General features: G+C 51.0%; 27 protein-coding genes and 1 pseudogene. 25 read left to right on the plus strand and 3 right to left on the minus strand.

What is annotated here, in order from left to right:
• Window positions 1-129: 129 nt before the first annotated feature.
• Genes LB453_RS08165 through LB453_RS08180 form a run of 4 tightly spaced genes read left to right on the plus strand, consistent with a single transcriptional unit; the run spans window position 130 to window position 3,034 of the window.
• Window positions 130-783, plus strand: a complete 654-nt coding sequence (locus tag LB453_RS08165; RefSeq protein ID WP_103794238.1) for a helix-turn-helix domain-containing protein — start codon at window positions 130-132, stop codon at window positions 781-783.
• A gap of 1 nt (window position 784) precedes the next feature.
• A complete protein-coding gene (gene tmk, locus LB453_RS08170) occupies window positions 785-1,462 on the plus strand; it encodes a dTMP kinase (protein ID WP_103794237.1) in 678 nt (225 codons plus the stop codon).
• A complete protein-coding gene (locus LB453_RS08175; protein WP_146053793.1) occupies window positions 1,459-2,379 on the plus strand; it encodes a hypothetical protein in 921 nt (306 codons plus the stop codon). Before tmk ends, LB453_RS08175 begins: the two co-directional genes overlap by 4 nt.
• Entirely contained in the window at window positions 2,372-3,034 is a 663-nt protein-coding gene (locus LB453_RS08180) for a hypothetical protein (RefSeq protein ID WP_146053792.1), read from the plus strand. Before LB453_RS08175 ends, LB453_RS08180 begins: the two co-directional genes overlap by 8 nt.
• Before the next feature lie 282 nt (window positions 3,035-3,316).
• Here LB453_RS08180 and LB453_RS08185 read toward each other — a convergent pair whose 3' ends face one another.
• The 3 genes from LB453_RS08185 to LB453_RS08195 all read right to left on the minus strand — a co-directional run bounded on the left by LB453_RS08185 (window position 3,317) and on the right by LB453_RS08195 (window position 4,537).
• A complete protein-coding gene (locus tag LB453_RS08185; RefSeq protein ID WP_103794235.1) occupies window positions 3,317-3,691 on the minus strand; it encodes a hypothetical protein in 375 nt (124 codons plus the stop codon).
• A gap of 133 nt (window positions 3,692-3,824) precedes the next feature.
• Window positions 3,825-3,995, minus strand: a complete 171-nt coding sequence (locus LB453_RS08190) for a general stress protein (RefSeq protein ID WP_103794234.1) — start codon at window positions 3,993-3,995, stop codon at window positions 3,825-3,827.
• A gap of 251 nt (window positions 3,996-4,246) precedes the next feature.
• Window positions 4,247-4,537 (minus strand): hypothetical protein, encoded by a 291-nt coding sequence (locus LB453_RS08195; protein ID WP_103794233.1) that lies wholly within the window; start codon window positions 4,535-4,537, stop codon window positions 4,247-4,249.
• Window positions 4,538-5,247: 710 nt separating this feature from the next.
• On the opposite strand from LB453_RS08195, the gene LB453_RS08200 reads away from it, so the two are divergent.
• The 21 genes and pseudogenes from LB453_RS08200 (at window position 5,248) to LB453_RS08305 (ending at window position 22,378) form a co-directional block, all read left to right on the plus strand.
• Window positions 5,248-6,801 (plus strand): GGDEF domain-containing protein, encoded by a 1,554-nt coding sequence (locus LB453_RS08200; protein ID WP_103794232.1) that lies wholly within the window; start codon window positions 5,248-5,250, stop codon window positions 6,799-6,801.
• Between the two features lie 442 nt (window positions 6,802-7,243).
• Window positions 7,244-7,645, plus strand: a complete 402-nt coding sequence (locus LB453_RS08205; protein ID WP_103794231.1) for an antiterminator Q family protein — start codon at window positions 7,244-7,246, stop codon at window positions 7,643-7,645.
• A 202-nt stretch (window positions 7,646-7,847) separates the two neighbouring features.
• Window positions 7,848-8,162, plus strand: coding sequence for a hypothetical protein (locus LB453_RS08210; protein WP_103794230.1), 315 nt, complete (start codon window positions 7,848-7,850; stop codon window positions 8,160-8,162).
• Window positions 8,149-8,673, plus strand: a complete 525-nt coding sequence (locus tag LB453_RS08215; RefSeq protein WP_103794229.1) for a lysozyme — start codon at window positions 8,149-8,151, stop codon at window positions 8,671-8,673. Before LB453_RS08210 ends, LB453_RS08215 begins: the two co-directional genes overlap by 14 nt.
• A complete protein-coding gene (locus LB453_RS23300) occupies window positions 8,670-9,131 on the plus strand; it encodes a lysis protein (RefSeq protein ID WP_103794228.1) in 462 nt (153 codons plus the stop codon). Before LB453_RS08215 ends, LB453_RS23300 begins: the two co-directional genes overlap by 4 nt.
• Before the next feature lie 174 nt (window positions 9,132-9,305).
• Window positions 9,306-9,878 (plus strand): BRO family protein, encoded by a 573-nt coding sequence (locus LB453_RS08230; RefSeq protein WP_103794227.1) that lies wholly within the window; start codon window positions 9,306-9,308, stop codon window positions 9,876-9,878.
• A complete protein-coding gene (locus tag LB453_RS08235; protein ID WP_199187282.1) occupies window positions 9,875-10,216 on the plus strand; it encodes a hypothetical protein in 342 nt (113 codons plus the stop codon). Before LB453_RS08230 ends, LB453_RS08235 begins: the two co-directional genes overlap by 4 nt.
• A gap of 123 nt (window positions 10,217-10,339) precedes the next feature.
• The gene (locus LB453_RS08240) at window positions 10,340-10,852 is read left to right on the plus strand and encodes a DUF1441 family protein (RefSeq protein ID WP_103794226.1); all 513 of its coding nucleotides are present in this window, start codon (window positions 10,340-10,342) and stop codon (window positions 10,850-10,852) included.
• Window positions 10,849-12,942, plus strand: coding sequence for a phage terminase large subunit family protein (locus tag LB453_RS08245; RefSeq protein WP_103794225.1), 2,094 nt, complete (start codon window positions 10,849-10,851; stop codon window positions 12,940-12,942). Before LB453_RS08240 ends, LB453_RS08245 begins: the two co-directional genes overlap by 4 nt.
• Entirely contained in the window at window positions 12,939-13,151 is a 213-nt protein-coding gene (locus LB453_RS08250; RefSeq protein ID WP_103794224.1) for a hypothetical protein, read from the plus strand. Before LB453_RS08245 ends, LB453_RS08250 begins: the two co-directional genes overlap by 4 nt.
• Complete coding sequence (locus LB453_RS08255; protein WP_103794223.1) at window positions 13,151-14,656, plus strand: phage portal protein; 1,506 nt, start codon at window positions 13,151-13,153, stop codon at window positions 14,654-14,656. Before LB453_RS08250 ends, LB453_RS08255 begins: the two co-directional genes overlap by 1 nt.
• A gap of 13 nt (window positions 14,657-14,669) precedes the next feature.
• A complete protein-coding gene (locus LB453_RS08260; RefSeq protein WP_103794222.1) occupies window positions 14,670-16,592 on the plus strand; it encodes a ClpP-like prohead protease/major capsid protein fusion protein in 1,923 nt (640 codons plus the stop codon).
• Window positions 16,593-16,676: 84 nt separating this feature from the next.
• Entirely contained in the window at window positions 16,677-17,000 is a 324-nt protein-coding gene (locus tag LB453_RS08265; RefSeq protein ID WP_103794221.1) for a DUF2190 family protein, read from the plus strand.
• Entirely contained in the window at window positions 16,993-17,304 is a 312-nt protein-coding gene (locus LB453_RS08270) for a hypothetical protein (protein ID WP_103794220.1), read from the plus strand. The genes LB453_RS08265 and LB453_RS08270 overlap by 8 nt, the downstream gene beginning before the upstream one ends.
• Window positions 17,270-17,836 carry a phage tail protein gene (locus LB453_RS08275; protein ID WP_199187290.1) on the plus strand — a complete coding sequence of 189 codons (567 nt, stop codon included), beginning with the start codon at window positions 17,270-17,272 and terminating at the stop codon, window positions 17,834-17,836. The genes LB453_RS08270 and LB453_RS08275 overlap by 35 nt, the downstream gene beginning before the upstream one ends.
• Window positions 17,833-18,231 (plus strand): phage minor tail U family protein, encoded by a 399-nt coding sequence (locus LB453_RS08280; protein WP_103794218.1) that lies wholly within the window; start codon window positions 17,833-17,835, stop codon window positions 18,229-18,231. Before LB453_RS08275 ends, LB453_RS08280 begins: the two co-directional genes overlap by 4 nt.
• A 9-nt stretch (window positions 18,232-18,240) precedes the next feature.
• A pseudogene (locus LB453_RS08285) lies at window positions 18,241-18,741 on the plus strand (phage tail tube protein); the annotation flags it as partial.
• A 41-nt stretch (window positions 18,742-18,782) separates the two neighbouring features.
• Complete coding sequence (locus LB453_RS08290) at window positions 18,783-19,178, plus strand: phage minor tail protein domain-containing protein (RefSeq protein WP_103794216.1); 396 nt, start codon at window positions 18,783-18,785, stop codon at window positions 19,176-19,178.
• Between the two features lie 8 nt (window positions 19,179-19,186).
• The gene (locus LB453_RS08295; protein WP_103794215.1) at window positions 19,187-19,492 is read left to right on the plus strand and encodes a phage tail assembly protein T; all 306 of its coding nucleotides are present in this window, start codon (window positions 19,187-19,189) and stop codon (window positions 19,490-19,492) included.
• Window positions 19,473-22,049 (plus strand): phage tail tape measure protein, encoded by a 2,577-nt coding sequence (locus tag LB453_RS08300; RefSeq protein ID WP_103794214.1) that lies wholly within the window; start codon window positions 19,473-19,475, stop codon window positions 22,047-22,049. Before LB453_RS08295 ends, LB453_RS08300 begins: the two co-directional genes overlap by 20 nt.
• The gene (locus tag LB453_RS08305) at window positions 22,049-22,378 is read left to right on the plus strand and encodes a phage tail protein (protein ID WP_103794213.1); all 330 of its coding nucleotides are present in this window, start codon (window positions 22,049-22,051) and stop codon (window positions 22,376-22,378) included. The genes LB453_RS08300 and LB453_RS08305 overlap by 1 nt, the downstream gene beginning before the upstream one ends.
• The last annotated feature ends 9 nt before the right edge of the window (window positions 22,379-22,387 follow it).

Genomic DNA, 22,387 nt, shown 5'->3' on the forward strand with positions numbered 1-22,387 from the left:
TTGATGTGTTCAAAAAGAGGATGAATGGAATGACGCTTTTAAAGGTAATCCTTCTACAAAATGCATACCCAGCTTTTGCAAACAATAATCCATTGGATTACAATGGGCACTAATGAATGGAGGTATTGTATGAGTGAAGAGTTCATAAAAGAAATGACTGCTGAACACATTAAAAGTATGAGGATGAAAACAGGACTAACCCAAGAAGAGTTTTGCGAACATTTTGGTCTAAATCTCAATACCTTTCGTCATTGGGAAAGAGGTGACCGCAAACCTACAGGTTCATCATTGGTTCTTTTGAACATGATCGAAAGTTCTGGACATGAGGTTCTGAAGATCCTTAACGGTGTAAAGAAGACCGAGGGGCATATGTCTGATGGAAAGAGTTTGCTGATTGATATTTTTGAACGAAGGAAATTTCTAACGCTTGAGGATTATATTTCTTCTAATGAATTTAATATTGAAACTATTCCTCCTTTATTAAGGGCTAATGGTTTTCCATATGTTAAGGCGTATGAACAAAGTAATAGTGTTATTTTCATGGCGGGGTATGAATTAAATACTCTTAAGGAGGTTTTGAAAGTCGATATGAGAAAAAAATCATATTGTGGTGATTTTAAAAAAATTATTGATAAAACTTATTTAGTTGCCTATGCCCTTGAGCAAGATTTACGTGATGCTGTTTTTTGGTCTCCAGCAATGAGAAAAGAACGTGTAGAAAATATTTTGAAAGAAATTGATGTTGATAGTGAATTTTATAATAATGTATTAAGGAATTGGTAAAATGAAGGGTAAGTTAATAAGTTTCGAAGGTATTGATGGGAGCGGTAAAGGAACGCAATCCACACTTCTGCACGAAAAATTAAAAAAAATAGGAGTAGATTCAATACTTTTTAGCTTCCCTTGCTATGACAAAACTTTTTTTGGAAAAGAAATAGGCGCTTTTTTACGAGGGGAATTTGGCGGTATAGATGAAGTTCATCCTAAACTTGCTTCAATACTTTATGCAATGGATCGCTATGAAATGCGAGATAGCATATTAAGCAGCTTGGAAGATGATAAAATTGTTATTTGTGATCGATATATAGATTCAAATATTGCTCATCAAGCATCGAAACTTCCTGGTGGCGAAAAAAAAGAATTCATAAAATGGATTGAAGAACTTGAGTATGGTTTTAATAAAATGCCTTCTCCGGATATTACATTCTTTCTGGACGTGCCCATTGAGGTTTCTAGAGAATTAGTGTTAAAAAAACAGAAAAGGAATTATACTGATTCTTCTGAAGATATACATGAAAAAGCCCATGGTTATCTCCAAAAAGTGTATGAGGCATATCTGGCTATAGATTATGGTAAAAGATGGCAAAAAATCGAATGTTGCAACGGTTTAATTATGAAACATCCTGAAGAAATTAATGAGAATGTTATGGATATTCTGAACATGGAATTAATAATAAAATGAATGAAATTCTTAGCAAGCGACATACTAGAAATTTTTTCTATAGCGCTGTAGTAATTGGTGCCGTTTTAATCTTATTAATAAGGTTTTTTTTACTACCTATTAAATTTCCTGAAACAACTTCAACTTTTGGCAGTTTTTTGGCTTTATTGCTTAATGGAGTAGTAACGTCACTAATAGTGACAACAATAGTAGGTTCATTCCTCTATTGGGTTCTGCCGGAGTCACTGAACAATTCGAAAATAGAAATAGAGGCGCAATCTGCTCTAAAAGATATGTTTCAGAGCGCATTTTCATCATCCGAAATTTGGTACTATAAAGGAGGGTGCGGTCGTTACTTTAGAACCAAAACGTTACCAGAGTTAGCACGTGCAGCTCGTGAGAAAAGTCAATCAAGAGAAATATTGGTTGTTATTCTTGACCCCACTAACGATGATGTATGTAAAAAACATGCTATCTACAGAAGTGGCATGGCTTCTCAACAATTAGAAAAAAATAAATGGGATTTATCTATGGTACAAGCAGAGCTGTTTGCTACCATAGTTTCAACAGTTGTTACTCAAGTGCAAGAACCACTGCTAAGAATAAGTATTTCCTTGTGCCCTCATTATTCATCGTTCAGAATTGATTTGTCAGATAAATATGCTGTGATCACAAAAGAAGATAGGAATGCGCCAGCAATAATTTGTCATAAGGGGTCTTATTTCTACAATTCTTATAAAGACGAAGTTATTCTCTCTTTGAATCAGTCTAGTCCGTTAACTAAAATTAAAGAGGCAAATTTTAGAATTAGTGATATAAATGCCTTAGAAGTGAAGAGCGTATTGAGTGAACTTAATATTCACCATGCTTCTTTAGATAGCAATATGCTTGAGAAAATTGCAAAAATATGTCGGGAGAATGATAATCCTTATGTATGATTTTCTGAAAGAAGTCTATGATAAACTATTGGGTGAAAAAGAGTTGAGCCCTAAGAATATACTTGATTTTATCATAGAAAACTATGAATGCTTTGAGCCAAACTGGCATGCTTTAGGATTTATTCATTGCAAGCTTCTTGATTTTGGGAGCGGATCTTTAAGGCTACATTTTTGGTCAGATAAATTAAAGCATGCTGATGAGCAGCTCGAAAAAATTCATGATCATCTATTTTCTCTTAAAATTTACGTTATATCTGGGAAGATTAAAAATGAAGTTTTTGTAGTTTCGGAAGCAACTAGTAAAAAGTTTACACACTATGCTTATACTGTTAAGTATGGTGAGGGATACTCGTATCTAATCCCAAGTGATAATTATTTTTATGACGTTAGTACATCAAGTGAAGAAATAACAGCTAGTGGTGAATATTATGGTATAAATTCGTCAAGCTTTCATCGATCAAATTTGACTAATGAAGGGTTTGCTTTAACTCTTGTTGCTACTTATGAACACTTAAAAAAAGAGCCTATTACCTTATCGACTATTGAAAATGAGAGTTACAAGTATCGTAAATTCTTACCATATGACAAAGTTGAGTGGCGTAGAATTCTTATGGAATGTCGTGATGGACTCACTGAGAATATTAGGGCTGATTAAAGCAACCCCCCTTATAGCTCGGTTATTATGGAAGCACGTATGGTAACATCAATCAGGGATGACATCCATCTGGTTTAAGATGGAGGTGCTGGCTTGTTGTCTATAAGAGAAATTGTCTCGCAGCTAGATGACAGTCAAGGATTAATCCGCAAACGCTCAAAGTGCCATGACTGCCAGTGAAATTAAGAAGCAAAAATTGAAAGCCATTCTGATGATCTAGTACGCAATCAGATGGCTGTTTTGAGATCTTGTCGGACTTCAGCAAACGTCACTATTTACTTTTTAACTGCCTCTGCTCACGCCGGTATATTTTGTTCTCAACAGGCGTGAGTGGCCTGTAGATCCCGAACGGTATGAGACTGCCTGCGCTGAAGACTCATTTGCGGTAAAACGGCGATCGCAGTCCAGCTCCACAACATTGAGTTCAGCCATCATCCTGACATACTCTCTCAGCATATTTTCCTTAAATCTGAACCAACCTTTTCTTCCTTCAAGGGCGGGAATAATTACCTTACCGTAATCATCTGTTTTCAGTTTTAAAAACTGCCGGTCAAACTGTTTACTCTCAAGCTGACTGTAGCCACGCGCTTCACAAATGTGACTGTACGAGAAGAAGATGGTTTTCTTTTCCCGCTGCAAATAGCCAGAGTCGGTCATAACCCATCATCGCTGGATGAAGCATCATGACTTGCAGACCCGTTCAGACAACCCCTGAATAAAAACCCTCAAAACCGTAAATTCAGAGTGGTGTATACATATCGGTCACAGAAAAGAGCCCGTATTGATTGGTTCAGGCTTTGCCTCTTCGGCTGATTTTGCCACCCTTTCTGCCTGCTTCTATTGCCCTTTCAGGATTTTTACGAAAGTTACCACCGCTGGCTTGTCCGCCTTTCCAGCCCGCCTCAGCTGCCCGCTCAGGATTTTCGGCAAAATTACCCTTACCACCACGACGCTCACTCATGTTTACCCCACATTATGTGAAAATAAAAATTCCGCCGTTCACAGATTAACGATACGGCAATATTTATAATATAAGCATCAGGAAACAATTATGCCTTTCAGCGGGCCTGATAGCTGAGTAATTGAGAATTTCCTTAATATTAACCGGTCCGTTTATTTATAAAGATTTTACTTTAAAAGTTAAAGGGAGAGTATTTAAGCTATCTTTGATTTTTAACTTAAAAGAGCGAAGAGCTGCTGGTTAAGGGGGCTTTATTCAAGGTTAATCACACGTAGCCCTGACCAGCCCCGTTCTGCTGAACGGGTAATGAGAATGGTCGGCTCTTCACTGAAGCTGCCTAACAGGTCAGTTATACGCTCCATCAAAACGGTAACATTTTCAGGACCGACATAAACAAATTCATCTGTTGGTAAGGCATAGGTTAATCCCTTGCTACAGACCACGCTTCGTGAAAAGCCATTTTCCAGCATTGTGCACATAAGCCTGGTACGTTTTTTTTCAGACTGCGCTTTCAACTCAATACGGATCGTATAACTGGCCATAACCACACCTGATAACAATTATTTAAGATAACTTAATTTTAGTATGTGTCTGAGTGAAAAATGTACATTTAAGACAAGTCCTGGTGGTGACAATAACGGTGGGGTATTTTTTGGCTTTAAGAAGCAGGCGATAAAATCAGAGTTATCAGCTCATGAGTAGTACTACAGACACTACCGGTACAGGCATTCCCATGTCAGAAAGAGACAGGTTCGGACGAGAAACCGGGATTAACCATACTGCTAAGAAAGGAGCGCAAGAACAACGTGATCCTGTCCTGACAGTGTCGGGCAACTTCTGGCATCACATTCTGTTATTTCAGCTTTTTAGCAACAAGACTTCATTATCCAGAGGTCAGCGGATCTGATAGTGAGATGAAGAACGCTAAAAAATATACCAGAGGTGACTGAGGCATTCGGAGCAGAATCAGCCTCTGTCATCAGGTTGCCAGTATGTCAGATTCTTGCGCTTACGTGCTGGTATTCAGGTTCGCAATCTTGCACATGCCCTCTATGGCGCTTACCTGTAGTGATGCAGTTCTCTGGCATGCCTTTCATTCTGAACATTTCAACTTCTGTACTGGCTCAGGCCGAAATCCTTGCTTATTTAATTTAAGTAAACTTAAATTAAAGGGTGGCTTAGTTCACAATCCGGTTATCTGAAAAAACAGAGCCACAGTAGCTGCCAGAAAGCTGAGCCATCAGGGGGCAAAATGATAGTCAAAGATATCCGGGAAGCGTTATCCCTCCATAGTCCTCTGGGACGAAGCATCAGCATTTTTTTGCTGTTGCTGCTTTTTACTGTGTCGGGCAGCAATACCTGGGCTCTGTACAGTAACTGGCATAAGCGCGTCAGGGAAATGGCTGATGAAGCGATGAATCTGTCTGTTTCACAGGCAAGGCAGGCAGAAGATACTTTTCTGCAGGTAGAGTTTACTCTCAGAGATATTCTGCGGGAAGTCCGGGAGCATGGCATGCCGGATATCCGCTCGCCTTCCATGCACCGCTTTCTGCAGATACATCATGAAAGGCTGGCTCAGCTGCACGGTTTATTTATTTATAATGCGGCGGGCCACTGGATAGCGACAGCCGGAGAAAAGGTGCCAGAGAATCCTGACAACTCCGATCGGGAATATTTTCAGTGGCACAGAAGCCATCCCGACAATGCGATACATATCGGAAAAGTGCTCCGCAGTCGCTCTACAGGTGACTTAATCATCCCCGTCTCAGCACGTATGGATGACAGCACAGGCAACTTTGCGGGCGTTGTGCTTGCCACTGTTCGGGTAGATTACTTCCGGCAGTTCTATAGCTATTTTGAACTGGGTGCCCGGGATATTCTGGCTCTGACCCTGGCGGACAGTACAGTTCTTTACGCCCGTCCGTACCCTGATGCTTTTATCAACAAAAGCGTCATCAGCAGCCCGGTATTTACTGCACACTCGGCTGAATCAAAAAGCGGTAGCAACATCTGGCATTCTGAGCTGGATGGAGTTGAACGCATTCATGGCTATGCCCGCCTGAAGCGATTTCCGCTGGTGGTCATTTCTGGGTATGACAAAGCGGCTGCCCGGGCACAATGGCTGAAGGAACAGCTGCCTGGTGTGATTGTGAATGGGATGCTGCTGGTCGTTATTCTGTTTATGGGGATAATGGTGTTACGTCAGGCAGGCACGCATATTCGTAATCAGAAGGAACTGACACGGACGCGGGATCGCCTGACATCGATAAATCAGACCCTGCAATCTCTTGCGCTGGTTGACGGCCTGACCGGACTGGCAAATCGCCGGCAGTTCGATGTGTTTCTGAAAGACAGTTTGAAGCGCTCAGCCAGAACCGGCAAGCCGATCTCCTTGCTCCTTGCGCAAATTGACTGGTTCAGGGATTACGAGAAAAGAGAGGGGCAGGAAGCTGCTCAGAGCTTACTGCAGGCAACCGGAGCCGTGCTTCGGGAAATGTCTTTGTTGGGGACAGATATGCCGGCGAGATTTGATGAGGAAAAGTTCGCCATTCTTATGCCTGATACGCTGCCAGAAATGGCGCTGGAGGTGGGAAGCCAGTTCCTGCAGGCTGTACGCTTGCGTAAGTTTTCCATCCCAGCTGGAAAGATGCCTGAAAGTGTGATGAGTCTTAGTGTGGGTTATGCTTCGCTCACCGGAACCGGCAGTGGTGACGATGCGTCCAGGCTTTTGCAGCGAGCCGGTGAGGCACTGAACGAAGCCATCGAAAAAGGAGGCAACCAGGTCGCGCAGCATAAGCGACGGTAGTTGTCTGCTGATATTAAGAAAATACTCTTTGCCAGTAACTGTATAAGCATAACAAACAGTATCTAGTGCAAACGACGCTGTACCGAAAGCCTGAGCATAAGCCATGTGTATCTTTCGCTGACGCGCAATGTGGAATATCAGGATGAAAACTCTGATTAAATGGCTTACGCCGGAGGAACAGTTAAAAACACTCCTCAAGAAAAAGCGAATTCAATGCGCTGCATGTATGCTTTCTGATAAAAGGATTAATACACGCCTATCCGCATTGATAATATTTCGCAAAAGAAATGTCTCGTGTCGATAACCCTGCTGCCAGAGAAGTCTTTGCTTATATGAAATGTATGAGATAATAAACATCACAAGCGTGGTTCATTAAAAAATTATATAACGTTGTGATACGGGGTAGTTCCTTTTTTAACCATTTAGGTGCCCGGAGGAATTAATGCGCGATATACAACAGGTACTTGAGCGCTGGGGCGCGTGGGCTGCTAATCATCACGAAACGATGACCTGGTATCATACTGCAGCAGGCTTCGGTCGCTTAATCCCCGATAAGGTTTTATCACGCCCTCAGTGCAGTGATAACGATGCACTTATTATCAGCACATGCATTGCCAGACTCTGTAAAAATAACCGTGATATGCATGACCTCCTGATTGATTATTATGTGCTGGGTTATACATTTATGTGCCTGGCAAAGAAACATGGCTGCTCTGACGGACATATAGGGAAAAGGTTACAGAAAGCAGAAGGGCTGATTGAAGGAATGCTGATAATGCTCAATGTTCCGCTTGAAATGGACCGGCATGTCCAGCGTTTTGCGAGTGTCTGTCCTGTAGAATAAAGGTATTTACGTACGTGAAATGACGGGTATGCTTTATACAGTAAAAAATGTGCCCGGACATTTAATTTCAGGAGGCCCGCCTTTAAGGCGGGCTTTTTTTATACCCAAAGTCGCCGCTGGTTCCCACCGCGCACCCTGCGCACGCCGACGCGCGGCTTTTTTCTTCAAACCCTGTCGTTGCCCACACCAGTGAGGGCAGAGCATGCATCGTATGGATTCTACATCTCATCAAATGCCGTACTGGTGGTCTGCGTGTCTGGCGTTCTTCTCAACGCTGACGCTTTACGACTGCGTTTTTTGCATCGGCGCAGCGATCTCGGCGTTCTTCACAATCAAAACCTATTACGCCTCGCGACACGAAAGGCGACAGCTGCTGGAGGAAGAGCGCAAGCGAACAGAGATGCTCAGAGCCTATCTGGACAGCGTTATCGCTAAGCCGGAAAGCGAGCGCCCAACCGCTGCTGAAGTCGTGGCTAAAGCAACTGAAGGCGGGAGGAAGACAGATGCCAACAATTAACAGAAAAGCCGGCGCAGCAGGCGCGGTATGTACTGTTGGTGTCATCGTTGCAATCGTGCTTTCGGGCGGCCAGGTGCGCACTAACCAGCGCGGGCTGGAACTCATTGGTAATGCAGAAGGGTGCCGGCGTGAGCCGTATATATGTCCCGCGGGCATCATTACCGATGGCATAGGTAACACGCACAGTACTCAGCCAGGCAGACGCAAAACTGACGAGCAGATAGCTGCAGACTGGCAACAAAATATCCTGGACGCCGAGGCATGCGTCAATCGCTACGCCGCCGGCATTCGACTGCCGGATAACACATTTTCCGCTGCGGTCTCGATTGCATTCAATGTCGGCTGTCCAAAAATGCAGAAATCAACGATGTTCCGCTATTTCCGCCATGGGCAGCTGGTGGACGGATGCAATGAATTTCCCCGGTGGGTTTTCGGTGGAGGCAAAGAGCTGCCCGGGTTGGTGACACGTCGCGAGGAAGAAAGGCAGCTTTGCCTGAAGGGTGTGAAATGATGCGGTATGTGCTGCTGTGCCTCTGTCTGGTTTCGCTGGGAGCCGGACTGCTCGCCAGCCATTATCACGACAAAGCCACAGAATGGCGCGCGGCAGTACATCAGACGCAACAGCTGGCGAAGCAGCAGGACGCCACTATCAGCGAAATGCAGAGGCGACAGCGTGAGGTTGCCGCGCTCGATGCGAAATACACAAAGGAGCTAGCCGATGCTCAGGCGACTATTAATCAGCTTCACCATGACGTTATTGCTGGTCACAAGCGGCTGTACCTCAAAACCCGCCGTTCAGCCATGCCAGAGGGTAAAGCCCCCGGCGCCAGCGGCGTGGATGATGCAGCCCGCACCCGATCTGCTAAGTCCGCTGAACGGGATTATTTCACTCTCAGACGTCGAATCGAGCTCGCCAGAAAGCAAATAGCCGGTTTGCAGCAGTACATCAGAGAGCAGTGTCTGAAATAACGGGCCTCGCATTAGCGGGCCTTTTTTTCGTCATCAATAAATCCATGCGCCTCGTACGCGCAGCTATTAACCCAGAGCCTACAGAAAAGTGAGCCTGAGAGAAACCGTATAGGTACGGACCTCTCTGGGGCGGTTTCTCTGTGCGACAGGCTCACTTTTCTGTAGGTGTCCGAAATGAATGAACTGATATTTAACAATCACAGTGTCGTGCCATTTGACAACGGTGACGGGAAAATCTGGTTTACAGGCGAGCAGCTTGCTGAGTTGCTGGATTACGCGGACAGCAAAAAGATTTCAAATATTTATAACCGCCACAAAGATGAATTCACGGAGAGCATGACCTGTATCCTCAAAGTGAGGACTTGTAGTAATAACAATGAGATACATTACATCAAGGTAAGGGCATTTTCTGTCCGTGGCTCTCACCTCATCGGGATGCTCTCCAGAACGAAAGTCGCTAAGGATTTGCGTATCTGGCTGCTGAACCTGGCAGAAAAAGAGTCGGGTATCGAACTCGGTCAGCTCCCGGTCAACGAACTGGCCAGCCTTACAGGTCAGAAACTTCACGATGCCATTGCAGGCTTTGACCAGAAATCCTTTGCCTTACGGGGGCAGCGCGGCAGCGGACTCATGGCCCAGCGTAAGCGCGATATCAAACGTGTGAAAGAAGCGACGCGTCTGGCACTCAGCCTTACACAGATGGCCATTCCGGATCTGGGCGAGTTTTCTCTGGAGGAAACATCATGAATCTGACGCCAGCTCAGTTTCTGGAGAAAAACATCATTTCTGAACTCACCCGTCAGGGCTTCGCCACTGACGTCGCGAATATCGGCGCGCGTGAGGCGCTGAAGTTTTACCGTCGCACAGGCTCGGGCGGTGGAAAGAATAAGATGTTCGATGAGTGCCTGAGCGTGGCGAAGACCTGGGCTGTTAAAAGCCAGACCAGTAAAAAAAAATTGCCCCAGCACGCCCTGAACCTGCGGGTCCTCCCGGAGGGGTACCCTGTCCACGAGGCGGCGGCCCCGCAGAAAACGGCTAGTTTTGCGATTTTCATAGGGACACCACCACGTGTCGTAACTAATTGAATCTATGAGTTAAATCGGCTTCTGAGGTGTCCATTTCGCCAAAAACAGGGACAGGTGGGTAGCGGTTAATTACATGATATTAAAAAGGAAATCCGTAAATGAGCTGGTGTGTTGAGGTGAGGAATGTCAGACATCAGCAGAATCGGGGATGCCTATAACTGGAGTATTGCGAAAATTGCTGAAGCTTTCGGCATAGATCGTAAGACGGTCAGAAAGAAAATCATGAACGCTCAGGTTGCATCCGCCGGAAACATTCGTGGAAATCCGGTCTATGCCCTTAAGGACATCGGTCCTGTTCTCTTTGCCCCTGACGAAGCCGCCACACCTGAAACACTTCATGATCCCTCCCGCATGGATCCTAAATCCCGGAAGGACTGGTTTCAGTCTGAGAATGAGCGCGTAAAGCTTGAAGCTGCGCTCAGCCAGCTCGTTCCTGCTAATGAAGTACATCGCGAGATGGCCATGATGGCGAAGTCTGTTTTACAGGTACTGGATACATGGCCTGACAGGCTGGAGCGCGATCGTGGGTGGTCTCCCCATCAGATTTCAGAAGCACAAAGCATTGTTGATGAAATTCGAGAAGCGCTGGCTGCAGAGATCCGTAGTGCAGATATCGTCGAGGAGCGTGGGTCATGACATACGCCTCAGCTGCTGAGATACGTCGAGACATCTCCGAACTCTTTAAGGCTCCCCACAGAATGCCAGTAGCTGATGCGGTTAAACGCTACATGCGCGTGCCTTTGGGGGGCGGCAGTTCACTCCCCTGGGATGCGACGCTGACGCCCTATATTGTTGAACCCATGAACTGCCTGACGTCACGCAATTATGACGCGGTGGTTTTTGTCGGCCCCGCGCGGACGGGTAAAACGCTGGGGCTGATTGATGGCTGGATAACCTATTCTGTGGTCTGCGATCCGGCAGATTTTCTGCTGATACAGATGACAGAAGAAAAGGCGCGCGAACATTCAAAGAAACGCCTTGAACGCACTTTTCGCTGCAGCCCTGAGCTTCACAGCCGTCTCAGCCCGCGCGCCAGCGATAATAATGTGCACGACCGGACTTTTCGCGCCGGCAACTACCTCAAAATTGGCTGGCCATCCGTCAATATCATGTCCTCATCTGATTATCGATATGTTGCACTCACTGACTATGACCGCTGGCCCGATGATATAGACGGGGAGGGGGATGGTTTTTCCCTGGCGTCCAAACGCACCACCACCTTTATGTCAGCTGGCATGACGCTGGTGGAGAGCTCCCCGGGCCGGGATATTTGCGATACAAAATGGAAGGCTTCGACGCCACATGAAGCTCCGCCAGCTACAGGGATCCTCTCGTTATATAACCGGGGCGATCGCCGCCGGTGGTACTGGCCGTGCCCGCATTGTGGGGAATATTTTCAGCCGGAAATAGCCAGTATGACAGGCTATCGTGGCTATACCGAGCCGGTAGTGGCCAGTGAGGCTGCACGTCTGCAGTGTCCGGCCTGCTCTGAACTGATTGAACCCGATATGAAGCGTGTCCTGAATGGCCGTGGCGTCTGGCTACGTGACGGGCAGAGCATTAATTGTGAGGGGCAACTCAGCGGGAAGGCACGCCAGTCCCGGATTGCCTCTTTCTGGATGGAGGGGCCGGCGGCGGCATATCAGACATGGACCCAGCTGATTTATAAATATCTCACTGCCGAACAGGAGTATCAGGCAACAGGCAGTGAAGAGACCCTTAAAGCCGTCTTCAATACGGATTTCGGCAGGCCTTATTTTCCCAAGACCGCTTTTGAACAACGCAAGGGTGAACATCTGGAGAGCCGGGCAGAGGATATTCCCGAGCGAACGGTTGCAGACGGGGTGAGGTTTCTTGTTGCGACCGTTGATGTACAGGGCGGCCGGCATCGCCGTTTCGTGGTGCAGATAACCGGATACGGTTCGATGGGAGAGCGATGGGTTGTTGACCGGTACAACATCCGTCATTCGTTACGCAGCGATGACCTTGGCGAAAGCCGTCCTCTCGATCCCGGCAGTTACCCTGAGGACTGGGATCTGCTTCTCTCGGACGTGCTGTATAAAACCTGGGCGCTGGCCAGCGATCCGTCAAAGCGAATGTCGCTTATGGCGATGGCTGTGGATTCCGGAGGTGAGGACGGTGTGACCGACAACGCCTATCGCTTCTGGCGAAAATGCCGTCGGGAGGGGGAAGGAAAGCGTGTTTATCTTTTCAAGGGCGACAGCCATAAGCGTGAAAAGCTGATTACCCGGACATGGCCTGACAATACCGGACGCTCAGCACGCCGGGCAAAGGCCGCAGGGGATGTTCCGCTTTATCTGCTCCAGACCGATGCGCTCAAGGACCGGGTGAACAACGCGCTGTGGCGTGAAGCTCCGGGGCCCAATTACGTTCATTTTCCGGCCTGGATCGGGAGCTGGTTTTATGACGAGCTCACCTATGAAGAGCGTTCGCCAGAAGGCCGGTGGCGTAAACCGGGGCGGGGAGCCAATGAAGGGTTTGATCTGCTTGTCTATGCCGATGCGCTGGTCATTCTGCATGGCTATGAAAAAATCAAATGGCCTGATGCACCTTCATGGGCTCGTCGGGACACCTGGCTTGAAGACATTGATACAGACAACACACTGGAAAGTGCGTCTCCGCCACTGAAAGTCCGCAAATCCTCATCAGGCCCGATTCCCGACATGACCAACAATCCCTGGATTACAAACGGAGGCTGGATATGAACCAGAGCGATGTGGAAACCATGATCCGCTATTACACCGAGGCAGAGGTTGCCGTACTGAGTGGCAAAACCATCATGCTGAACGGGCAGTCCATGACGATGGAGAATCTGGCAGACATTCGAAAGGGACGGCAGGAGTGGGAGCGCCGCCTGGCCGGATACCTTAAAAAACGCTGTGGTCAGACGGGATATCGTTTAGCGAGGTTTTGATGTCATTCCTGGATAATGCAATCGGTGTTTTTTCGCCTTCGTGGAAGGCTGCCAGGCTACGTGCCCGCATGCAGATCCGCGCCTACGAAGCCGCGCTTCCCACCCGCACACATAAGGCCAGACGCGAAACACGCTCAGCCAACCAGCTCAGTCAGGCCGGGGCCGTTTCCCTTCGTCAGCAGGCCAGGGCGCTGGATGCGAATCATGACCTGGTGATTGGCATACTGGACAAGCTGGAAGAGCGCGTTATCGGCGCAAAAGGCATCATCGTTGACCCGCATCCGCTGCTGAAAGACGGCCGTGTGGCCACCGAGCTGGTGAAAACCATACGCAAAAAATGGGGTGAATGGTCACTGCGGCCTGATGTCACTGGCGAGTTTTCCCGGCCAGTACTGGAGCGTCTGATGCTGCGCACCTGGCTCAGAGACGGAGAGGTTTTTGCTCAGCTGGTGAGCGGCCATGGTGCCGGGCTCAGGGCAGATAGCGGCGTACCTTTCTGGCTTGAAGCACTTGAGCCAGATTTCGTGACCATGAACTCCGATCCTGCCGCCGGGCTCATCCAGGGCGTCTGGCTGAACGAGTGGGGTAAACCGCTTAAGTATCAGGTCTATAAAAATCTCCCCGTCAGCGGTTTGCTCTCTGATACCAAAGAGGTTCCTTCTGACGCCATGCTGCATCTTAAATTTGCGCGGCGTCTGCACCAGGTGAGGGGCATTACCATCTTGTCCGGTGTGATGATCCGTCTGAGCGCACTGAAAGATTATGAAGAAAGCGAAATGGTCGCCGCGCGCATCGCCGCTGCGCTGGGGATGTACATCAAAAAAGGTGACGGGCAGGACTATTCAGAAAGCCTGAGTGGCAACAGTGAGCGTGAACTGACTATTCAGCCGGGCATGCTGTATGACGATCTTCGCCAGGGTGAAGAGATTGGCATGATCAAGTCAGACCGGCCCAACACCAATCTTGAATCATTCCGGAACGGGCAGCTGCGTGCCGTGGCTGCCGGTACACGTCTGAGCTTTTCGAGCACAGCCCGCAATTACAACGGCACATACAGCGCGCAGCGACAGGAGCTGGTGGAGTCTACGGACGGATATCTCATTCTGCAGGACTGTTTTATTGCTGCTGTCACCCGGCCGGTTTATCGCGCATGGCTGAAGCAGGCGCTTGCGGCGGGTGTGATTAAGCCACCCGCCGATATCGAACTTTCCACACTGTATGACGCTATTTACTCGGGACCCGGTATGCCCTGGATCGACCCTGTGAAAGAGGCGACAGCCTGGAAAATTCAGATACGGGGTGGGGCGGCAACCGAATCCGACTGGGCTCGGGCGTGCGGGCGCAACCCTGATGAGGTTAAACGTCGCCGCAAAGCGGAAGTCGATGAAAACCAGAAAGAGGGGCTGGTGTTCGACACTGACCCGGCAAACGACAAAGGAGTCAGCAGTGACCGAGAAAATAAAGCAGATCAGCCAGCGTCAGGCGACACAGGCGAGGAAGACTGAATCCTGGTTCCGGATGGCCGCACGGGGCGAGGCTGAGGCAGAAATTTATATCTATGACGAAATCGGTTTTCAGGGCGTGACGGCAAAACAGTTTATCAGTGATCTCAAAGCACTCGGCGAGATCAAACACATCACTCTTCATATTAACTCGCCAGGCGGATGCATTTTTGACGGGATCGCCATATTCAACGCACTCAAATCTCATCCTGCTGGCATTACGGTTCATGTCGACGGCGTGGCGGCGTCGATGGCTTCCGTCATCGCCATGGCCGGTAATCTGGTCATCATGCCGGCAAACAGTTTCATGATGATCCATAAGCCTCATGCAGTTGCGAGGGGGGGCGCCGCGGCCATGCGTGATCTCGCTGAGCTGCTGGATAAGATCGAAGCTGTGCTCATTCCGGCTTATACCGCAAAAACAGGGCTGGCTCATGAGGTTATCGCCGGGATGCTGAAAGAAGAAACCTGGATGGACGGGACCCAGTGTGTCTCGCTGGGATTCGCTGACCAGCTGGCTCCCGCCGTTCAGGCAATGGCCCGCATAGATTCAAAACGTATCGAGGAGTACGAAAAAATGCCAGAAAACCTTCGTAATATGCTGACGCCGCCGCAGAACAGCCTGACGCATGATCCTGCTCCACCTCAGGCAGGTGTGAACGAAGCGGGTTTACGTGAACAGTTCATTGAAGAACAGCGTGTCCGCGCACGGGCGCTCACTGACCTGTTTGGGATGTTCGGTGATAAATACAATACCTTGCAGGCAGCCTGCATCGCGGATCCGACGTGCACGCTTGAGCTGGCACGTGAGAAGCTGCTGACGCAGATGGGCAAAGACAGCACGCCTTCTAACAAATCAGCCGCACCTCACATCTATGCCGGAAACGGTAATTTTACCGGTGACGGTATCCGGCAGGCCATCATGGCGCGGGCCGGATATGAGCCACTCCAGCCGGATAACCCTTACAACGCCATGACGCTTCGCGAGCATGCGCGCCTGTCACTGACCGAACGGGGCTTCGGTGTGGCCAGTTATAACCCGGTACAGATCGTCGGGCTGGCGTTTACGCACAGCACGTCCGATTTTGGCAATATCATGCTGGATGTGTCCTACAAATCCATTCTTCAGGGCTGGGAACAGGCCCCTGAGACGTTCGGTGAATGGACCAAAAAGGGACAGCTGTCCGATTTCAAAATTGCGCACCGTGTGGGGCTGGGTGGTTTTCCTTCGCTACGTCAGGTCCGCGAGGGGGCGGAATACAAATACGTCACGACGTCAGACAAGCAGGCAACGATTGCCCTGGCCACCTACGGGGAGCTGTTCAGCATCACCCGCCAGGCCATTATCAATGATGACCTGAGCATGCTGACCGATGTTCCCATGAAACTTGGCCGTGCGGCTAAAGCCACGGTGGCAGATCTGGTCTATGCCATCCTCGTGAAAAATCCGCAACTGAGCACGGATAACATTGCGTTGTTTGCAGACAGCCATGCAAATCTTCTGACCAAAGCCGCAATGGATGTAGCGTCCCTGGATAAAGCCCGGCAGATGATGCGCCGTCAGAAAGAAGGCGAACGCCATCTCAATATCCGTCCGGCTTTCGTGCTGGTGCCGACCGCCATGGAGTCCACGGCCAGTCAGGTCATTCGCTCAACGTCTGTTAAAGGCGCCGACATCAATGCCGGTATCATTAACCCCGTGCAGAACTTCGCGACGGTGATTGCCGAACCACGTCTGGACGATGCCAGCCAGAACACGTTCTACCTCGCGGCGGCAAAAGGTTCGGACACGATTGAGGTAGCTTACCTTAACGGTGTGGATACGCCGTTTATCGACCAGATGGAGGGATTCACTTCTGATGGTGTCACGACCAAAGTACGCATCGACGCTGGTGTTGCGCCTGTTGACTATCGCGGCCTGGTGAAGTGCACCGCCTGATGCGCCCTGAATAAATCTGAACGCCCGGAAGGGCTTTTTTTATGCCTGAAATCCGGTCAACGCGGACCGGGAAGGAGAATAACCATGGCAAAAAATTATGTGCAGGATGGCAAGACGCTGACGTTCATTGCGGACGAAGACTATAAAAGCGGCGATATGGTGCATGTGGGGGATCGTATCGTTATTGCCGTAACCGATACCCCGAAAGGTTGCGCCGGAACTGGCCTGGCGGAAGGCGTCTTCAACTTGCCGAAAAAAACAGATGTCTCTGTTCAGGCCGGCAAGCCTGTTTATGAGCAGGGGCATCAGGTTGTAGCCAGCAAGGCAGAGGGGGCCGTACCCCTGGGGACCGCATGGGAGAACGCCGAAGGCAAGGCGCCCTTTGTGGCCGTTAAGCTTTTTGGCTAGCCCGTTTTTCCGTCTGACTGACAGGATGGACGATGTCACCGCACGCCGGTTCGGTCAGGCCGTGGTAATTAATGGACGAACGATATGCGCAGCTGAACATGCCTTTACGGCTGACATGGGACCACTGTCCGGAGAGGGCGTGTCGTTAATTGTCTTCGACCGGGCTTATCAGCCCGAACGCCATGATCGGGTTGAATGGCAGGAGAAACACTGGCGGGTGACCCGCTGGCAGTTTTACAACGGCAAGCCGCAAATCTGGCTTGAGGAGGATAAAAGTGCAGGGGCTGAAACAGGCACTGAATAACCTGCATGAGCTCGATCGTCAGCTGGTCCCCCGCGCGCTGGCGCAGGCGGTGAATCGTGTGGCCCGTCGCGTCATTACGCGCTGCACACGCGAGGTTGCAAAGGAGACGAGCGTTCCCCAGAAGCTGATCAGGCAGCGTGTCCGGCTACGCCCGGCCACGCCCGGCCATGCTGATCCGACCGCGCGACTGGTCGTTAACCGCGGGGATTTGCCGGCTATCAGTCTGGGCACGGCCCGTCTGCAACTGTCCCGGCGTAAAACAGTGTCCGGCCGGCACGGCAGTGTGCTGAAAATCGGGCGGTTTACTTTCCGGAATGCATTTATACAGCAACTGGCTAACGGCCGCTGGCATGTCCTGCAGCGGACCGGCCGCAGTCGCTATCCGGTTCTGGTTGTAAAAATTCCGCTGTCCGGAGCGCTGACGGATACTTATCAGAAACAAACCCAGCAGCTGCTGAAAACAGATATGCAGGCCGAACTGGCCGCCGCGCTCAGACAGCAACTGAGGCTGTACCTGAGGAGGAGGGTATGAAAAAACATGCTGAAATCAGGCGCACCCTCACGGATGCGCTTAAGTCCCATATCAGCGGGGCGGCCTTTCATGATGGCCGCCCCGTTTTTATTGATGAAAAAGAACTGCCCGCCATAGCCGTTTACCTGTCAGACGCCCGATACAGCGGTAACTATCTGGATGCGGAAGCCTGGCAGGCCACGCTGCATATCGAGGTATTCCTCCGGGCAACCCAACCGGATACGGCACTGGATGAGTGGGTTGAACGCCATATCCTTCCGGCACTCGTTAATGTGCCGGCACTTTCATCCGTGATCGATACGCTCACGCCGCAGAGTTATGACTGGCAGCGAGACAGTGAAATGGCGAGCTGGGGTTCAGCCGATCTGACTTATCTCATTACCTATCAGATGTAAGGAGCCACTATGGCGACACCAAATCCTCTTGCATCAGTCAAAGGTGCAGGTACCACCCTATTGATTTTCACCGGCAGCGGCGATGCCACCGCTAAGCCACTGAACGATGACGGCTGGACACGACTCGCCCAGATCCGGGAGCTGCAGCCTGGAGAAATCAGTGCGGAAAGTTACGACGACACCTGGCTGGACGATCCGGATGCCGACTGGAAAGCCACGGCGCAGGGCGAGAAATCTGCGGGTGAAGCCAGTATTACGCTTGCCTGGAAACCCGGTGAGCAGGGACAGAAAGATTTACTGAGCTGGTTTCACAGCGGGGAGGTTCGCTATTACAAAATCCGCTATCCGAACGGCACGGTCGATCTGTTCCGGGGCTGGGTCAGCAGCCTGGGCAAGACCATTCCGGCAAAAGAGGTCATCACGCGAACCATCAAAGTAACGAACAGCGGCCGTCCGGTTCTGGCTGAGGAAATTTCGCAGTCGCCTGCACCTGCACCTGCACCTGCACCTGCACCACATTCTGACAATAACAATGAGAAAGGAGGGCTCTGATGTTTCTGGAAAAAACCGTGTTTCATTACGGGCCCGAGCAAATGGAGTTATCTGAACTGACAGCACTGCAGCGCGCCGAGTTTTTTGATTTTGTTGCCAGTTCAGAAGTGGTTAAAGATAAGGCCCCCACTGACGCGGCCCGGAATGCAGTACTGGTCAGGCTCAATACTGAGTACAGTGCCTGGCTTGTCTCTCGCGCGCTCTGGAACTGTCATCGTGAGGCGGACGTTAACGATATTTATCAGGGGGTTCTGGCCGACTGGCCCGAAAAGGCGCTGTGTCTGGCTGCGGAAAAGGTGATGGTTCTCAGCGATCTCAACGGGGATGGAAAGTCGGCCGAGCCCTCCGGCCCCAGGGAGGATGACGTGAAGGTAAAGCCGACGAACGGGAGCTGAAATTTATCATGTTTCTGGCCCATGAGTTTCGCCGTCCTGACTGGCGCCGGATGCTGAGCGAGATGACGTCTTCTGAACTCGCAGGCTGGCAGCGTTATTTCGCCGCGGTGCCGTTCAGCCATCGCCTGCTGGATGCTGAATTTGCGGCGCTCAGCAGCACAATGGTGGCGCTCGCCACAGGCGAATGCGGACTGACTGCAGAAGATTTCAGCCTGCTCAGTCGCTCTGGAACCAGTGACCTCATGACTGATGACATGTTGATGGCCGTGGCTGAGTCCATGGGAGGAGAACGCCATGTCCCGGCAGATCGCTGATCTTGTCGTAAACCTTGGGGCTGAAACTACCCGGTTTCACGAGCAAATGGGCCGGGTCGAACGTCAGCTGAAAAACGCGGGGCAGCAGGCCGGGCGTACTGCGCAGCAGGTTTTCTCCGTTTCGCGCGCTGAAGTGCAGGCCACGCAGGCAAAAGCCCGCTTTCTCAGCCAGCTCAAGGCACAGCTGGCTACACAACGGCTTTCACGTAAAGAGATGCTGAGAACGCGCGCGGCACAGTTGGGGCTGGGCGATGCGGCGGAAATCTATATCCGTAAGCTGGAGTCGGCCCGTCAGAAAACGCACTCTCTGGGACTGGCGAGCGCGGCGGCGCGGCGCGAGCTTGGCGTGTTGTTTGGCGAAATGGCGCGGGGCAATTTTGGCGCACTTCGTGGCTCCGGCATTACGCTTGCGAATAATGCCGGATGGATAGAAAAGCTGATGACCCTGCGCGGTCTGAGCATAGCCGGGATGGTGGGTGGTATTGCCGCTGCTGTCTGGGGACTGGGGAGAGCCTGGTATCAGGGCAGCCAGGAAGCTGAGACCTTTAACAGGAATCTTATCCTCACCGGCCACTATGCCGCCCGGACAACCTCAGCGCTACAGGCGATGAGCCGCTCTCTGGCGGGCAACGGTATTACGCAGCACGAAGCGGCTTCTGTGCTGGCGGAGGTCACCGGCTCGGGTTTATTTAACGGGCAGCACCTCCGGCAGGTCGCTGACGTCGCGGCCCGTCTCAAAACGGTAACCGGTCAGGCCACCGAAGAGACTATCCGGCAGTTTGCGCGGCTTCAGGACTCGCCCGTTGCTGCCGTCCGGGAGGTGGATAAATCCCTGCACTTTCTGACGGCGACTGAACTGGAAAACATCACCCACCTGGCTGAACAGGGGCGTGAAGCCGATGCGGCAGCGCTGGCTATGGATCGTTACGCGGAAACCCTGCGTCTTCGCAGCGACGATGTGGCACAGCATCTGGGAACGCTGGAAAAAACCTGGAAATGGCTGGGGGAAACGGCGGCGGGGGCATGGGATACCATGCTGGGCATCGGACGGGAACGGTCGCTGGAAGAGCAGATTGCTGCCCTGAAGGAGAAGTTAAACGCGGGTGGAAAGGCCCTGGGCAAAGCCTGGATACCTTTCACGCAGCAGGACAGGGACAGGCTTTCCCGGCTGGAAGAGCAGAAGTTTCAGCATGACCTGAAGGCCGCGCGCGATAAAGCAGCCCAGGATGCGGAAATCCGTAAAAAGCGCCGTTTTGATGCTGACCAGGCCCTGAAAAAACAGTACGAAACGGAAGAGGAAAAGCATCAGCGCGCGCTGTCAGTTATTCGCCATTCATGGGCATCCCGAGAGGTTAAAGAGGAGGCGATGCGCCGTGAAAAACAGCGCTATGACACGCTTGTCGCAGGCCGCCGAAAACGGCAGGACGCCTATCACCCCTCCGCGTCTGCTCTCGCAGGTGAAAAGGCGCAGGCTGACATGCTGGCACTGCAGGCCCGGCTTCATGCTCTGAAGACGCATCACGAAGCAGGTATTGTCAGCCAGCAGCGTAAAGACCTCTGGGCCTCCCAGGCGAAATTTCATGTTCTTGAGGAAGCCGCACAAAAACGCCAGCTGACCCATGAGGAAAAATCCCTGCTTGCTGGTAAAGCCAGCGTCCTGCTTCAGCAGGAAAAACTGGCCATGCTGGGGGATGAAGTTGCGCTTCAGGAACGCATAAATCAGCTTCAGGTGCAGGCTGGAAAATTTACGGAGCAGCAGCGCACGCGGCAGGCAGAAATTGCGGCGCTTGAACACGGCCTGTCGGCCCGGGAGGCGCAGCAGCATGCCAGCGTTACGCGACTCGGTGCCGCCTATGCAGAGGCGCCAGATATGCTTGCAGCGGTGTTAAAGGCACAGCAAAAAACCTGGCAGGCGGAAGAAAAGCTGCGGGCTGACTGGCTGGCGGGAGCTAAAAGCGCATGGGCTGAGTACCGTGATGCAGCGCTTGATGCCAACAGCCAGATAAAACAGGCTTCGTCCAGGGCACTTGACGGGTTAAGCACACAGCTGAGTGCTCTGCTGACGGACGGTAAGGCAGGTTTTCACGACTTTACCCGAACCGTTCTGAGCATGCTCACCCAGATCCTGGTGAAAATGACACTGGTCAGGGGCGTGGATTTTTTCGCCGGGCTGATTAAGCAACATGCGTTGTCATTTCATGCGCAGGGCGGTGTTTTTCATTCTCGGGACCTCCATGCCTTCAGCGGAAGTGTGATCAGGACGCCTACACTGTTTGCGTTTGCCCATGGTGCCGGCGTCATGGGAGAGGCCGGGCCGGAAGGTATCTTTCCACTACGTCGCGGTGCCGACGGTAAGCTGGGTGTGGTGGCCCGGATGACAGGAGCCAGCCTGAAATACGCACCCGTCTTTAATGTCACCATTCACAATGACGGCCGCAACGGGCAGCTCGGGCCGGAGGCCATCAGAATGATGTATGAGCTGGGGCGTCAGGGCGCGAAAGATTTCTTCCTTCAGCAGCAGCGTGACGGCGGCATGATGAGCGGAGGCCGGGTCTGATGGAGTCATTTAACTGGAAGATCAGGCCGGGTATGCGTGCGGAGCGAGAACCGCGCGTGCAGACAATCCGGTTTGGAGACGGGTATGAGCAGCGGCGCGCAGATGGCCTGAATGTTCTTCAAAGCCGCTACGCCATTATGCTGTCCGGACCTCACGTCTCTATGCAGGCGGTGGAGGATTTCCTTACCCGGCACAGCGGTATCAGAGCCTTCCTGTGGCAACCGCCGGGCCAGCCTGATCCCGCCGCCTTTGTCTGCCGACGCTGGTCGGCGGTGCGTCTGGCGAGGCGCACGGAAATAACCGGTGAATTTGAACAGGTCCCCGCCTGAGGTAACAGC

Origin of the sequence: Pantoea agglomerans (genome assembly GCF_020149765.1) — a bacterium.
Lineage (GTDB): Bacteria > Pseudomonadota > Gammaproteobacteria > Enterobacterales > Enterobacteriaceae > Pantoea > Pantoea alvi.

Coding starts and splice junctions, on each gene's coding strand:
- LB453_RS08230 (WP_103794227.1), top strand. CDS start 9,306: ATGAATGAACTGATATTTAACAATCACAGTGTCGTGCCATTTGACAAC.
- tmk (WP_103794237.1), top strand. CDS start 785: ATGAAGGGTAAGTTAATAAGTTTCGAAGGTATTGATGGGAGCGGTAAA.
- LB453_RS08195 (WP_103794233.1), bottom strand. CDS start 4,537: ATGGCCAGTTATACGATCCGTATTGAGTTGAAAGCGCAGTCTGAAAAA.
- LB453_RS08200 (WP_103794232.1), top strand. CDS start 5,248: ATGATAGTCAAAGATATCCGGGAAGCGTTATCCCTCCATAGTCCTCTG.
- LB453_RS08235 (WP_199187282.1), top strand. CDS start 9,875: ATGAATCTGACGCCAGCTCAGTTTCTGGAGAAAAACATCATTTCTGAA.
- LB453_RS08260 (WP_103794222.1), top strand. CDS start 14,670: ATGGCCGCACGGGGCGAGGCTGAGGCAGAAATTTATATCTATGACGAA.
- LB453_RS08215 (WP_103794229.1), top strand. CDS start 8,149: ATGCCAACAATTAACAGAAAAGCCGGCGCAGCAGGCGCGGTATGTACT.
- LB453_RS08245 (WP_103794225.1), top strand. CDS start 10,849: ATGACATACGCCTCAGCTGCTGAGATACGTCGAGACATCTCCGAACTC.
- LB453_RS08280 (WP_103794218.1), top strand. CDS start 17,833: ATGAAAAAACATGCTGAAATCAGGCGCACCCTCACGGATGCGCTTAAG.
- LB453_RS08305 (WP_103794213.1), top strand. CDS start 22,049: ATGGAGTCATTTAACTGGAAGATCAGGCCGGGTATGCGTGCGGAGCGA.
- LB453_RS08295 (WP_103794215.1), top strand. CDS start 19,187: ATGTTTCTGGCCCATGAGTTTCGCCGTCCTGACTGGCGCCGGATGCTG.
- LB453_RS08190 (WP_103794234.1), bottom strand. CDS start 3,995: ATGAGTGAGCGTCGTGGTGGTAAGGGTAATTTTGCCGAAAATCCTGAG.
- LB453_RS08175 (WP_146053793.1), top strand. CDS start 1,459: ATGAATGAAATTCTTAGCAAGCGACATACTAGAAATTTTTTCTATAGC.
- LB453_RS08240 (WP_103794226.1), top strand. CDS start 10,340: ATGTCAGACATCAGCAGAATCGGGGATGCCTATAACTGGAGTATTGCG.
- LB453_RS08185 (WP_103794235.1), bottom strand. CDS start 3,691: ATGACCGACTCTGGCTATTTGCAGCGGGAAAAGAAAACCATCTTCTTC.
- LB453_RS08255 (WP_103794223.1), top strand. CDS start 13,151: ATGTCATTCCTGGATAATGCAATCGGTGTTTTTTCGCCTTCGTGGAAG.
- LB453_RS08265 (WP_103794221.1), top strand. CDS start 16,677: ATGGCAAAAAATTATGTGCAGGATGGCAAGACGCTGACGTTCATTGCG.
- LB453_RS08180 (WP_146053792.1), top strand. CDS start 2,372: ATGTATGATTTTCTGAAAGAAGTCTATGATAAACTATTGGGTGAAAAA.
- LB453_RS08165 (WP_103794238.1), top strand. CDS start 130: ATGAGTGAAGAGTTCATAAAAGAAATGACTGCTGAACACATTAAAAGT.
- LB453_RS08300 (WP_103794214.1), top strand. CDS start 19,473: ATGTCCCGGCAGATCGCTGATCTTGTCGTAAACCTTGGGGCTGAAACT.
- LB453_RS08290 (WP_103794216.1), top strand. CDS start 18,783: ATGTTTCTGGAAAAAACCGTGTTTCATTACGGGCCCGAGCAAATGGAG.
- LB453_RS23300 (WP_103794228.1), top strand. CDS start 8,670: ATGATGCGGTATGTGCTGCTGTGCCTCTGTCTGGTTTCGCTGGGAGCC.
- LB453_RS08205 (WP_103794231.1), top strand. CDS start 7,244: ATGCGCGATATACAACAGGTACTTGAGCGCTGGGGCGCGTGGGCTGCT.
- LB453_RS08210 (WP_103794230.1), top strand. CDS start 7,848: ATGCATCGTATGGATTCTACATCTCATCAAATGCCGTACTGGTGGTCT.
- LB453_RS08250 (WP_103794224.1), top strand. CDS start 12,939: ATGAACCAGAGCGATGTGGAAACCATGATCCGCTATTACACCGAGGCA.